The following is a 12,048-nucleotide window of genomic DNA, read 5'->3' on the forward strand; positions in this document are numbered from 1 at the left end:
CGCTATTGCGCGCGCCGGCTGCGTTTGCCGCCATTCGCTGAACAATGCCGGAGAATGATCGACGGACCGAAGCGACCTTCGAAAATAATTTGCAATGTCGCTGAAAATGTTCTGTAACATACCTCGCAATTAGATAGGCAGCCCTAAGGAGATGAGAGCCCGGGGCCGCGCACGTCGCGCCACGCAGGCTGCCAAACCGATCTCAATGCCGATCCGAGGGGTATGACATGACGATGCTCGCTTCGCCGTCGCCGCACCTGCCTTCCGTTCGCTTCCCCGCCGCCGTCCCTTCCCGATTCGTTTCGACCTGACGCTTAGTCCTCCTTAGTCAGTCGACGCTCCCAGCACCGCTTCGCCGCACCGGTTCCATCGAGCCGGCGCGCGGGCCGTGTCGTGCCTGCTCGCCACAAGCGCGCGGGCGTGTCCAACCGTTGAGATGAGGATCACGTATGCAGACATCACGCAAAGCATTGCCGATCGCCCTGGGGCTCGCGCTCGGTTTCGGCATCGTCGGCGGCAGCGCGGCCGATTCCAAGGTCGCGAACCCGCAGGCGTCGAGCCTGCGCGAAAGCCTGACACGCGGCGTCGCGTCGGCGCCGGCCGCGGCCAGGACCGATACGGCCGCCGGGCAGTTCCGCGCCGACGGCGTCGCCGTCACGCTGTACAACCCCGCGTACCACGCGAAGAAGGCGGCCGCCACGCCCGCCGCCGCCGCGCGCGATTTCGTCGCGTCGCAGGCGACGCAGCTCGGGCTCGACGCGGCCGCGCTGGCGAGCCTCGCGGTGACGTCGGAACGCAACGACGCCGACTTCACCGTCGTGCGCTTCCAGCAGCAGGCTGCCGGGCTGCCCGTGTACGGCAGCGAGATCGCGGTGACCGTCGCGAAGGACGGCCGCATCCTGTACGTCGCGAGCAACACGATCAACGGCGTGGTCGCCACCGCGCGCAAGGCGCAGGCGGTCGACCAGCAGCAGGCGCTCGACCGTGCCCGCGCGTATCTCGGCGTAAGCGGCTTCACGAACCTCGACGCGCAACTCGTCGCGTTCGTCGACAAGGCCGGCACGCATACCGCGTGGAAGGTGCGCGGCCGTCCGCAGGACGGCCCGAAGGGCGACTGGGAACTGCTGATCGACGCGGGCAGCGGCGAAGTGCTGCGCGCCGAGGACAAGGCGTTCTATGCGACCGATGGCACCGGTTTCGTGTTCCGGCCGGATCCGCTGTCTTCGACGAAAAGCAGCTACGGCAGCACGGGCTACAAGGACAACAACGACGTCGATTCCACGCAGCTCACGGCCGCGCGCGTGCGCGTGACGCTGAAGGATCTCGCGCTGTCGGGCTCGCGCTACACGCTGTCAGGACCGTATGCGTCGTGCATCGATTTCGATGCGCCGCGCGACAACGCGTGCCCGTCGCAGGCGACGCCGGCGTTCGAATTCACGCGCGGCAACCTGTATTTCGAAGCGGTGAACGTGTACTACCACATCGACACGTTCCTGCGCTACGTGAACCAGACGCTCGGCATCAAGGCGCTGCCGTACCAGTACACGGGTGGCGTGCAGTACGACCCGCACGGCGAATCGGGCGACGACAACTCGTCGTACTCGTCGAGCAGCGGCCGGCTGACCTTCGGTCAGGGCGGCGTCGACGACGCGGAAGATGCGGACGTCGTGATCCACGAGCTCGGCCACGGCATCCACGACTGGGTGACCAACGGCGGCCTGTCGCAACAGGAAGGCCTGTCGGAAGGCACCGGCGATTATCTCGCCGCCGCGTACAGCCGCGACTTCAATCAGTGGAGCCCGTCGGACGCGCAGTATCACTGGGTCTACAACTGGGACGGCCACAACGAATACTGGAGCGGCCGCGTGACGAACTGGAACGTCGGGCGCACCTACGCGCAGGCGCGCGGCGCGGAGATCCACACGGCCGGCCAGTACTGGGCTTCGTGCAACCTCGTCGCGCGCGACGCGGTCGGCGCGCAGGCGATGGACAAGGCGTTCCTGAAGGGGCTGTCGATGACCAACAGCTCGACGAACCAGAAGGCCGCCGCGCAGGCCGTGCTGACGGCCGCGGCCGCGCTCGGCTACAGCAGCGCGCAGCTCACGGCGATCGGCAATGCGTACAACAAGAGCTGCACATACGGCGTGACCGTGCCGCAGAAGTCGTAATTCCGCAGCAGGCGGGGGCGTCGCACGACCTGCGGCGCACCCTTTTCCTCGACATCGCTACCCTCACGAGATCGAACATGCCTACTCTGACATTGACCCGCCTGAGCGCCGCGCTGGGCGGCATGCTGCTGACCGCCGCCGCCCAGGCCGCGCCCGTATGGATCACGCTCGGCGACACCGCGTTCCGGCAGCTTCAACGCATCGATGCAAGCGCAACCGCGCAATACAGCACGGTGCTCGACGCCGGCCGTGCGGCCGACGGCACCGAGCGCCGCGAAACCGTGCATCTCGTCGAGATCGACGATTCCCGGCTCGGCGAGCTGGCCCACGCGGTACACCATGCACGCGGCCACGGGCCCGGCTACATCGTGCACGACTCGTTCGACGACGCGCGCCAGGCCTTGCAGCCGGTATCGGCGGCGGTCGCGAAGCAGGCCGCCCTGCCCGCCTACACGGTGTCGAACGCACCGCGGATCGGGACCTGGATCCAGCAACTGCAGGCCAGCAACATCGTCGGCACGATCACGTCGCTGTCCGGCTTCACGAACCGCTATTACACGACGTCGCACGGCGTCGCCGCGGCCGACTGGCTCGCGCTGCAGTGGAAGCAACTGGCCGGCTCGCGCGCCGACATCGCCGTCGAGCAATTCGCGCATACGGGCTTCCCGCAAAAATCGGTGATCCTGACGATCCGCGGCAGCGATCCAACCGCGGGCACGGTCGTGCTGGGCGGCCACCTCGATTCGACGGTCGGCCGCACGACGGAAAACACGCGCTCGCCCGGCGCGGACGACGATGCGTCCGGCATCGCAAGCCTGACCGAAGCGCTGCGCGTGCTGCTCGCAAACGACTACCGGCCGAAGCGGACGATCAAGTTCGTCGGATACGCGGCCGAGGAAGCTGGCCTGCTCGGCTCGAAGGCGATCGCGAAGCAGTTCCGCGCGCAGAATGCGAACGTGGTTGGCGTACTGCAGCTCGACATGACGAACTACAAGGGCGATCCGAAAGACATCTACCTGATCACCGACTACACGAACGCCGCGCAGAACACCTACCTGACGAACCTGGCGAAGACCTACCTGCCGGAACTCGCGATCGGCACGTCGCAGTGCGGGTATGCGTGTTCGGATCACGCGTCGTGGAATGCGCAGGGCTATCCGGCGTCGTTCCCGTTCGAGGCCGACCAGAACGACAGTCCCTACATCCATACCGTGAACGACACGCTGGAGAATTCGGATCGGCAGGCGAACCACGCGCTGAAGTTCGGCAAGCTGGCGCTCGCGTATGCGGTCGATCTCGGCGGCGACGGCAGCGCGACCGTCAAACCCTGACCGCGCCCCGGCCGGCTCGGGCCACCCCGGGCGCGCGCGGCATGCGCGCCCGTTCGAACGCGTTCCGGTTCCGGATAGAATCGTCGTTCGATCACTTCCGCACCACCGTGCCCCGCCATGACCGATTTCTCCCGCTCAATCAGCGATCTCGCGCCCGAGCGCGTCACGACCGCGTTCGACCTGGCCGGCCATACGACGGCGCGCTCGCTCGGCGTCGCACAGGGCATCGTCGTGCGTTCGCGCTCGATCGTCGGCTCGTTCGGCGCGGCGCTGCAGACCCTCTTCGGCGGCAACATCACGCTCTATACCTCGCTGTGCGAGAAGGCGCGCCAGCAGGCATTCGACAAGATGCTCGCCGATGCGCGCAAGCTCGGCGCGAATGCGATCGTCGCGATGCGCTACGATTCGACCGAGATCGGATCGGGCATCACGGAAGTCATCTGCTACGGCACGGCCGTGCAGGTCACGCGCGACGCCGGCGCCTGAGCGTCAACCGGGGGTCACCCGCACGTCACCCATCACGCGCCGGCCGCCCACACGATCGCGACGATCGAGCCGATCACGAGCACCGCGCCGATCGTCTTGCGCTTGTTCAGTTCGGTCCACAACAGCACGCCCGTCAGCGACAGCAGGATCAACGCGCCCGCGAGCGTGTCGACGAGCAGCACCCAGCCGATGCTCATCCCGACGCCCTTGTGCAGGTTCGTCAGCCACGCGAGCGTGGTGCTGTCGGTGCGCTTGAGCGTCATCGTGTCGCTGCCGACCCAGTAGTCGACGGCGACGCTTTCACGCGGCGACGCGAACACGAGTTGCCAGTGCTCGGGCTGCACGGTCTCGCGGTCGCCCCATGCGACCGGATGCTCGGGTTCCTTCTGCACGCGGCCCATCCGTTCCGGCAAATGCAGATCCGGTTGCCCGCGCAACCATTGCGCGAGCGCGAGCGGCGAAGCGGGTTCCGGGTCGGGCACGTCGAGCCGCAACGTCTCCACATGCGGCGCACCGGTCTGGATCCGCAGCGGTGGCGCGCGGTGATTCAGCAGGAACCCCGTCGCGCCGAACAGCAGGCCGAGCGCGGCGCCCCACAGGCCGATCCAGCCGTGCACCTTGCGCAGCCACTTGATGAACGTCCCGCGGCGCGATCGCGTGCCGCCCGCGCCGGCCGGACGCGCGCCCGGCGCAACGCGTGACACGGGCGCCGCATCGATTTCGATGGGATCGGCAACGCTCACGTTTCGCTCCAGATTCTCAAAAGATTGTGATAACAGCCGACCAGGCTGCGGCACGCCTGTGCATCGGCACCGCTCGCGTTGAGCCGCTGGATCGCGGTGTCCATGTCGAACAGCAGCGCGCGCTGCGCATCGCTGCGCACGAGGCTCTGCACCCAGAAGAAGCTCGCGACGCGCACGCCGCGCGTGACCGGCGTGACCTGGTGCAGGCTCGTCGCCGGATAGACGATCATGTCGCCCGCCGGCAGCTTGACCTGCTGCACGCCGTATGCGTCCTCGATCACGAGCTCGCCGCCGTCGTATTCGTCGGGCGCGGACAGGAACAGCGTGACGGACACGTCGGTGCGCAGCTTCACGCCGTTCGGCAGCACGCGCACCGCGCCGTCGACGTGACTGCCGAACGTCATCCCGCCTTCGTAGCGGTTGAACAGCGGCGGATAGACCTGGTTCGGCAGCGCCGCGCTGATGAACAGCGGATTGCGCTCGAGCGCGGCGAGGATCACGTCGCCGAGTTCGCGCGCGACCGGCGAATGCTCGGCGATCTGCTGGTTGCGCTTGACCGGCGCGCCCGTATAGCCGGCCGTCGCACGGCCGTCGACCCACGCGTCGCCCGCGCGGTCGAGCCGGTCGCGCACCATGCTCACTTGCTCGGGCGTCAGCACGTTCGGGATGTGTACAAGCATCGTTTCCCCTCTTTCATCGAATGGCGCGGCGGCGCGCGTGTCGCTCAGAACCGGTAGTCGAGCGTCGCGAGGAACGTGCGCCCGACGCCCGGCACCGCACGGCCGCCGTCCGACTGGATCAGCGCATCGTAATAGAACTTGTTGGTCAGGTTCAGCAGGTTCAGGCGCAGGTCCCACTGCTTCGCGTGATACGCGGCCGTCGCATCCCAGCGCGTGTAGCCGCCCACCTGCACGTAGTCCGTGTTCGCCGCGTAGCGTCCCGACATGTACGTCGGGCCGCCGCCGATCTCCCAGTGCGGCGTGAACGCATACGTGGTCCACAGCGTGAACGTGTTGCGCGGCGTATTCGCGAGCGTCTTGCCCTGCGTGCCGTCGCGCGCGCTCAGGATCACGCCGTTCATGTACGTGTAGCTGCCGAACACCTGCCACTTCGGCGTGATGTGGCCCGTCACGCTCGCCTGGAAGCCGCGCACGCGAATGTCGCCTTCGAGCAGGTATTCACCCGTCGACGTCTGCGTGCGCGCGTTGCTCTTCTCCTGCTGGAACAGCGCCGACGTGACAGACAGGTTGTCGTTCAGCAGATCCCACTTGCCGCCGACCTCGTACGACTTCGTGTGTTCGGGCGACAGGTTCTGCGTGTTGTTGGTGACCGTCAGCGTCTCGAGCGACGGGTTGAACGACGTGCCGTACGAGAAGTAGTACGACTGCGATTCGGTCGGCTGGTAGATCACGCCGGCCCGCACGCTCGTGAAATAGTTCGTCTGCGACGTGTAGCCGGGCGCGCTCACCGTGTTCGCGAGATGCGCCTGGAAGCGATCCCAGCGCAGCCCGCCGACGAATTTCCAGTCGCGGCCGATCGACACCGTGTCGTTCATGTACGCCGCGAGCGTGGTCGCGCCCGATTCGGCGTGGTTGGCCGGCGTCTGCGTCGCGTTGGTCGCCGTCGACGACAGGTAGGCCGGGTTGATCAGCGACAGGATCGGCAGACCGCTGCGCGTGTACGCCTGGTTCGTATAGCTGTCGTGGCCGACCTCGACACCGGCGATCAGGTCGTGCTTCACGAAGCCCGTGTCGAACTTGAAATGCGCCATCGTGTCGTTGTCGACCGAATGGTTTTCGATCACGCGGTCGTGGCTCGCGAGCCTCACGTACAGCGCGGACATCGGCAACGACGTGTAGTTGCCGTTCGTCAGCGCGGTGCTCGACGACAGCGGGCCCGTCAGCACCGCGTTCGCGGCCGTCTCGCGCGCATCGGTCATCGAGTGCGAGAACGACGTGCGATTGCTGATCGTCAGCGCATCGTTGACGCGATGATCGATGCGTGCGGACACGGTCTGCACGTCCTGGATCGTGCGGTCGTCGGTGAGGCCGTAGAAGGTGTTCTTCGGCACCGGCGCCGGATGGCCGTTGACCGCGAGCACGCCGTAGTCCGGCATGTCGTAGTTGTGCTGGATCAGCGCGGACAGCGTCACCTCGGTCGGCGTGCCGATACCGAAGCGCAGCTCCGGTGCGATCCCGTAGTCCTTGTTCTTCATCACGTCGCGCGTCGAGCCGAGCGACTGGCCGAACGCATTGATGCGGAACGCCGACGTCGCACCCAGCGGCCGGTTCAGGTCAACGCTCGTGCGGTAGTGGTCGTTGGTGCCGATCGTCGTCGACACCTCGGCGGACGGCTTCAGGTTCGCCTTCTTCGACACCTGGTTGATCACGCCGCCCGTCGAACCGCGCCCGAACAGCATCGACGACGGGCCGTACAGCACCTCGACCGAATCGAGGTCGAACGTGTCGCGGTAGTACTGGTTTCGATCGCGAAAGCCGTCGAGATAGATGTCGTTCTGCGCGGTGAAACCGCGCAGGTTGATGTTGTTGCCGATCTGCCCGCCTTCCGCGCCGCCGATCGTGATGCCCGGCGCATTACGCAGCGCGTCCTGGAACGACGTGAGCCCTTGCGACTCCATCAGCGCCTTGTTGATCACCGTGACCGACTGCGGAATGTCGCGCAACGCGGTCGGGGTTTTCGCGCCGACGCTCGAGCGCTCGGCCTGGAAGTCCTGTTGCACGGCCTGACCCGAGACGCTGATCGTCGGCAGCGTCTCGCGCGCAGCGGCGGCGGCCGGCGGCGCATCGCCCGGTTTCGCGGTGACGGCCGGCGACGATTCGGCGCTCGTGCTCTGAGCGAGTGCGGGCGAAGCGATAGGCAAAGCAAAGGCCAGCGCGAGCGCGCTCGCGAACGGGGTCCTGTTCGGCATGGAAATCCAGTCGGAATGAAACCGCCCCGCGTGGACACGCGCCGATGCGCGCGCACGAGGTACGGATGCGATGGCTTGCGGGCCACCGGCGATCAGGCCGACGGCACTAGCTGGCTAGGGTTGACGAGTAACGGGCGGCAGTCGCCGCACCGGTCACGGAAATGAGAATCGGTATCATTCCATGTATTTCTTCTTGTTTCAATTGATAACCGCTTCGTCATACGAAAGCACTATGTTTCAGAAAATTACGGAAAGTTATATGTAATTTTCAGAATGGTTTTCGTAATTAAAATCCACTGTCTCATTGGCCGAATGCCGCCCCAGGCCTTGTGCGGCAAAGCATTGACGGAATGGCCCCTTTTCGTTTTCGGGCCTCGTCGAACTAGCTGACGCTTCGACCCAACCGAAAACGACAGTGGGCCAATTGTTTAATCAGACGATTATCCGAGCCGAATTCCGTCTGGCATTTGATTGAAACAGGAAAGTATTTTGAAATGAATTGCAGTGAACGCGGCTGCTCAATGATCGCGTTCCAGCGACGTCATGTTCCGCAAGGTCGGAAACAGGCGCATCCACGTGAGCGCCACGGCGATCGTCGCCGCGCCGCCAACCACGATCGCCGTAGGCGCGCCCCACCATGCAGCCGTCACGCCCGATTCGAATTCGCCGAGCTGGTTCGACGTGCCGATGAACAACGAGTTGACCGCGCTCACGCGTCCGAGCATGTCGTCGGGCGTACGCAGCTGCACGAGCGACAGGCGCACGACGACGCTCACCACGTCCGACGCGCCCAACGCCGCCAGCGCGATGAGCGACACCGCGAAATGCCTCGACAGCCCGAACACGATCGTCGCGATGCCGAACGCGATCACGCCGCCGAACATCGCGCGGCCCGGCCGCCCCTTCAGCGGAAAACGCGTGAGCCACAGCGTACCCGCGAGCGCACCGATCGCCGGCGCCGCGCGCAACGCGCCGAGCCCCCACGGTCCGACCTGCAGGATGTCGCGTGCATAGATCGGCAGCAGCGCGGTGGCGCCGCCGAACAACACAGCGAACAGGTCGAGCGACAGCGCGCCGAGGATCGCCGGTTCGCGCCGGATGAACGCGATGCCCGAGAACACCGAACGCAGCGTGACCGGCTCGCGGGCCGGCGGCGCGCTGCGCAGCGGAATCGTGCCGCTCAGCACCGCCGCGATCGCGAACGCGACCACGCTCGTGCCGAACGCGGCGGGCGCACCGATGCCATACAGCAGCCCGCCGAACGCGGGCCCGAGAATCTGCGCTGCCTGGTTCGCGGACGTCGACAGCGCGGTCGCGCGCGGCAGGTCGCTACGCGGCACGACGGCCGGCAGCAACGACGACACCGACGGCGATTCGAACGCGCGCGCGGTGCCGACGATCGCCGCGAGCGCATACACGGCCGATTCGGTGAGCCCGCCTTTCGCCGCGCCGAGCAGGAACACGCCGGCGGCCAGCGCCTCGACGCTCTGGCAGATCGTCGCGATGCGCCGGCGGTCGTAGCGGTCGGCCACCTGCCCGACGACAAGCGTCAGCGCAAACATCGGCGCGAACTGCGCGAGGCCGACGAGACCGAGCGCGAACGCGCTGTGCGTGAGCGAATAGACATACCAGCCGATCGCGACCGACAGGATCTGGAACGCCAGCGACGACATCACGCGCGTGCCCCAGAAGCGCTGGAACGGTGCGTGGCGGAACAGGTTGGCGGGTAACGCGGATGCGGTGCTGGATTCGGGTAACGGGGTGGTCATCGAGGAGGCGTCATCGGAGGGGAGCGGGCGATCGGCGATGCGCGATGCGGCCAAACCGCGATGATATCGCCAACCGCCCCACCCCATCCCAGCCGCACGCCCGCCCCGCGCCGGCGACACCGGCGCACGCTGCACGACGCCGCCGCCCCACAAAAAAAAAGCGCGAACCGCGGTTCGCGCCAAAGAGAGACCTCGCTGAAGACGTCGAAAGATCTACCTCATCCCACTCAGAAAGAATGCCGCATCCCGATCCGCACGTCGGCCTGCGTCTGCGTGGTCGACGGCGTGAAGCTGTAGCCGACCACCGCATCGACACCGTGCGACGCGCGCAGGTAATCGCCGGAGATGTACACGTCGGTGCGCTTCGACAGCAGGTAGTGCAGGCCGGCCGTGCCCTGGTTCCAGTGGTGGCCTTCGAAGCGCGTGTGCTGGTAGCCCGCGATGAAGCTCAGCGCCGGCGTGAACTGATACAGGCCGCCACCTTCGTACACCTGCATGTGCGACGACTGGCCGAAGCCCTTGATCGTCGTGTACGAGTAGTTCGCGTCGAGCGTCAGCTTGCCGATCGTGTAGCTCGTGCCGACGCCGAACGTGCCCTGGCTGTCGACGTCCATCGCGGTATTCGCGAACAGGTCGGTGCGCGCGCCGGTCGCCGGATCGACGGTGACGGTCTGCTGGCCGAGGAACGTATGCGTGCCGATCATCGCGTACGGGTCGAACGCGTAGATGCCGTTCGGGTTGTTCAGGCGCGTGTACGCGGCGCCGATCGAGAAGTCGCCCTTCGTGTAGCTCGCGCCCGCGCTCCATGCGCTGTTGCGGTGGAAGTTGCCGGCGACGTTGCCGAACGAGTACATCGCGCCGAACTTGAAGCCGCTCAGGTCGTTCGACAGGAATTTGACCGAATTCGGCAGGCGGTCGCCGTTGAAGCGGTCGAAGTCGCCCTGGTGGATCGCATAGCCGCTGCCCCACGCGGAGATGTTGTAGATCGACACGAGCTCGTTGGTGATGTCGAGCTGGTTGCCGAACGACAGCGTGCCCCAGTCGTTCTGCAGACCGACATAAGCCTGCCGACCGAACTCCGACCCGCCGAAGCCGAGCTGCCCGTTGCCGAGGTGGAAACCGCTCTCGAGCGCGAACACGGCCTTCAGGCCGCCGCCGAGATCTTCCGTGCCTTTCAGGCCGAAACGGTTCCCGTATGCGACGCCGTCGTCGAACTTGACCACATGCGACCCGCCCGTGTTGTTCACGTAGGTGATGCCCGCGTCGAGAATCCCGTACAGCGTCACGCTGCTCTGCGCGTGGCCGATGGCGGGAATACAGGCCGCGCATGCAAGCGCAGCGGCTACGGCAACTTTCTTTTGCTTCATTGTCGACCACCCTCCCTGAACCGTTCGATGGAACGAACCGTGACCTGGCGCGCGCCGCAATACGCCGGCTGATTCGAATTCGGTACGTCTGCTAGCTTCGGTATTTCGTTTTCCGCAATAACGTAGCCATTGGCGAAAAATACAAACCCATATTTCGGGTCACCCGTCTGAAGGCGACACCAAATGGTCTCGATGCGACTGTTCGGGAAAACACGGAGACGGGCGGCGCGGCAAAAACCGGCCGCCCGGAGGCAGGTCAGCGGGCGTCGAGCGCCGCGCGCACGGCCGGCAGCGCCGGTGTGCCGGACGCGGTCGTCACGCCGTCCAGCCAGCCCTCGACGAGCGCCGGGTCGGCCTTCAGCACGTGCTGCGCCGCGAGCGCGGGCGAGGTCTTGTGGTCGAGCATGTCGGCGATGATCCGGTTCTCGACGTCGACGGAGAACGTCATCTGCCGGAACAGGCGCGCGAGGTTCGCGCACTGGCCGGCAAAGCCCGGACGCGTCACCGTGTTGACCGTCGCGCCGCCGTAGTTTGGACCGAAATACGCGTCGCCGCCCGACAGGTAGGTCAGGTGGAACTTGGTGTTCATCAGGTGCGGCTCCCACGCCAGAAAGACGATCCAGCGCTTGTCGCGCACCGCACGCTCGACCTGCGTGAGCATCCCCGTCTCGCTCGATTCGACGAGCGACCAGTTCGCCGGGCCGAGCGCATGGTCGGACAGCATCCGCTTGATGTTCTGGTTCGCGGGCGCGCCGGGCTCGATCCCGTAGATCTTGTCGCCGAAGCGGTCGGCATAGCGCGCGAGATCGGCGAACGTGTGCACGCCCGCGGCCGCGACGTAGTCGGGCACGGCCAGCGTGAACTTCGCGCCGCTCAGGTTCGCGTGCAGCACGTCGATCGACTTCTCGTCGACGAACGGCTTCACGAGCGGCGCCTGCGCGGGCATCCAGTTGCCGAGGAACACGTCGACCTGCCCTTTCTTCAAGCCCTGGTACGTGATCGGCACCGACAGGTTCGCGACGTCCTGCCGGTAGCCGAGCGCCTTCAGCACGACGCCGGCCATCGCGTTCGTCGCGTCGATGTCCGTCCAGCCGGGCGCCGCCATCTTCACGTCGCGACACGTCTGCGGATCGGCGGCGTGCGCGGGCTGCGTCGCCAGCACGCATGCGGCCGCGGCGAGTGCCGTGCCGAGCCTGCGGATTGCTGCATGGGATTGCCGTTTCATGGTGCGTCTCCTTCGTCGTTCGTCAATGAT

The 12,048-nt window shown here is 66.2% G+C and carries 9 protein-coding genes; 3 read left to right on the forward strand and 6 right to left on the reverse strand.

Annotation, left to right across the window (positions count from 1 at the left end):
- Positions 1-449: 449 nt before the first annotated feature.
- The 3 genes from LMA02_RS27405 to LMA02_RS27415 all read left to right on the forward strand — a co-directional run bounded on the left by LMA02_RS27405 (position 450) and on the right by LMA02_RS27415 (position 3,985).
- Positions 450-2,168 carry a M36 family metallopeptidase gene (locus LMA02_RS27405; RefSeq protein WP_228908286.1) on the forward strand — a complete coding sequence of 573 codons (1,719 nt, stop codon included), beginning with the start codon at positions 450-452 and terminating at the stop codon, positions 2,166-2,168.
- Between the two features lie 77 nt (positions 2,169-2,245).
- Positions 2,246-3,499, forward strand: coding sequence for a M20/M25/M40 family metallo-hydrolase (locus tag LMA02_RS27410; protein ID WP_228908287.1), 1,254 nt, complete (start codon positions 2,246-2,248; stop codon positions 3,497-3,499).
- 117 nt (positions 3,500-3,616) lie between these two features.
- Positions 3,617-3,985 (forward strand): YbjQ family protein, encoded by a 369-nt coding sequence (locus tag LMA02_RS27415; RefSeq protein ID WP_228908288.1) that lies wholly within the window; start codon positions 3,617-3,619, stop codon positions 3,983-3,985.
- Between the two features lie 32 nt (positions 3,986-4,017).
- Here LMA02_RS27415 and LMA02_RS27420 read toward each other — a convergent pair whose 3' ends face one another.
- The 6 genes from LMA02_RS27420 to choX all read right to left on the reverse strand — a co-directional run bounded on the left by LMA02_RS27420 (position 4,018) and on the right by choX (position 12,018).
- On the reverse strand, positions 4,018-4,728 hold the full coding sequence (locus LMA02_RS27420) for a PepSY-associated TM helix domain-containing protein (RefSeq protein WP_228908289.1): 711 nt from the start codon (positions 4,726-4,728) through the stop codon (positions 4,018-4,020).
- Positions 4,725-5,408, reverse strand: coding sequence for a Fe2+-dependent dioxygenase (locus LMA02_RS27425; protein ID WP_166721837.1), 684 nt, complete (start codon positions 5,406-5,408; stop codon positions 4,725-4,727). Before LMA02_RS27425 ends, LMA02_RS27420 begins: the two co-directional genes overlap by 4 nt.
- Before the next feature lie 44 nt (positions 5,409-5,452).
- Positions 5,453-7,657, reverse strand: coding sequence for a TonB-dependent receptor (locus LMA02_RS27430; RefSeq protein WP_228908290.1), 2,205 nt, complete (start codon positions 7,655-7,657; stop codon positions 5,453-5,455).
- A gap of 518 nt (positions 7,658-8,175) precedes the next feature.
- Entirely contained in the window at positions 8,176-9,426 is a 1,251-nt protein-coding gene (locus tag LMA02_RS27435) for an MFS transporter (RefSeq protein WP_228908291.1), read from the reverse strand.
- Positions 9,427-9,653: 227 nt separating this feature from the next.
- The gene (locus tag LMA02_RS27440; RefSeq protein WP_228908292.1) at positions 9,654-10,793 is read right to left on the reverse strand and encodes a porin; all 1,140 of its coding nucleotides are present in this window, start codon (positions 10,791-10,793) and stop codon (positions 9,654-9,656) included.
- A gap of 256 nt (positions 10,794-11,049) precedes the next feature.
- The gene (gene choX, locus LMA02_RS27445; RefSeq protein ID WP_011659458.1) at positions 11,050-12,018 is read right to left on the reverse strand and encodes a choline ABC transporter substrate-binding protein; all 969 of its coding nucleotides are present in this window, start codon (positions 12,016-12,018) and stop codon (positions 11,050-11,052) included.
- Between the last annotated feature and the right edge of the window lie 30 nt (positions 12,019-12,048).

This window comes from Burkholderia sp. B21-005 (assembly GCF_020843965.1).
In the GTDB taxonomy this organism is placed as follows: Bacteria; Pseudomonadota; Gammaproteobacteria; order Burkholderiales; family Burkholderiaceae; genus Burkholderia; species Burkholderia ambifaria.

Excerpts from the sequence above, each read along its gene's own strand:
- choX (WP_011659458.1), bottom strand. The coding sequence starts at position 12,018 with ATGAAACGGCAATCCCATGCAGCAATCCGCAGGCTCGGCACGGCACTC.
- LMA02_RS27425 (WP_166721837.1), bottom strand. The coding sequence starts at position 5,408 with ATGCTTGTACACATCCCGAACGTGCTGACGCCCGAGCAAGTGAGCATG.
- LMA02_RS27415 (WP_228908288.1), top strand. The coding sequence starts at position 3,617 with ATGACCGATTTCTCCCGCTCAATCAGCGATCTCGCGCCCGAGCGCGTC.
- LMA02_RS27440 (WP_228908292.1), bottom strand. The coding sequence starts at position 10,793 with ATGAAGCAAAAGAAAGTTGCCGTAGCCGCTGCGCTTGCATGCGCGGCC.
- LMA02_RS27410 (WP_228908287.1), top strand. The coding sequence starts at position 2,246 with ATGCCTACTCTGACATTGACCCGCCTGAGCGCCGCGCTGGGCGGCATG.
- LMA02_RS27405 (WP_228908286.1), top strand. The coding sequence starts at position 450 with ATGCAGACATCACGCAAAGCATTGCCGATCGCCCTGGGGCTCGCGCTC.
- LMA02_RS27430 (WP_228908290.1), bottom strand. The coding sequence starts at position 7,657 with ATGCCGAACAGGACCCCGTTCGCGAGCGCGCTCGCGCTGGCCTTTGCT.
- LMA02_RS27435 (WP_228908291.1), bottom strand. The coding sequence starts at position 9,426 with ATGACCACCCCGTTACCCGAATCCAGCACCGCATCCGCGTTACCCGCC.